The sequence below is a fragment of the Agrobacterium sp. MCAB5 genome, assembly GCF_052114365.1.
GTDB lineage: Bacteria > Pseudomonadota > Alphaproteobacteria > Rhizobiales > Rhizobiaceae > Agrobacterium > Agrobacterium tumefaciens.
Genome location: NZ_JBFREP010000219.1, coordinates 1 through 495, shown reverse-complemented (window position 1 = coordinate 495; position 495 = coordinate 1). Strand labels below are relative to the sequence as shown.

Here is a 495-nt window from a genome sequence, read left to right as displayed (position 1 = left end):
CTACGACAGCCCGATGGGGTCGAGATATGTCTATTCACGTGGTTCGGTCGTTGACACGATGCAATATGATGGCGTTGCCCGCAGCACCTATTACGCGCAGGCGAACAGTTTCAGCGAAGACATGGCAGCGTTCGATCGCGTTGAGGTTTTGCGTGGCGCAGCCGGTTTGCTCCAAGGCGTCGGATATCCCGGTGCGACGGTCAACATGGTCAGGAAACGGCCGCTCGACAAGCGCCAGCTTTCGGTCTCCCAGGATATCGGTTCGTTCCAGAACTATCGAACCGAAGTCGATGCGACCGGTCCCCTAAATGAGCCAGGATCATTGCGGGGTCGCATTGTAGGTTCATTCAATGACCGCGACTACTTCACCGATACCGCGAAAAGCCGTAACGTTTTTCTTTACGGGATCCTTGAGGCCGACATAACAGATAATACGACCGTGGCGTTCGGAGGCAGCTACAAACACCGGACGTCGACCCCCTGCTTCACGGGACT

General features: G+C 56.0%; 1 protein-coding gene. It reads left to right on the top strand.

The features are described from left to right. Positions 1-13 precede the first annotated feature (13 nt). Positions 14-495, top strand: a 482-nt coding sequence (locus AB4Z23_RS28315) for a TonB-dependent siderophore receptor (RefSeq protein WP_441361284.1), incomplete at its 3' end; no start/stop codon positions are given.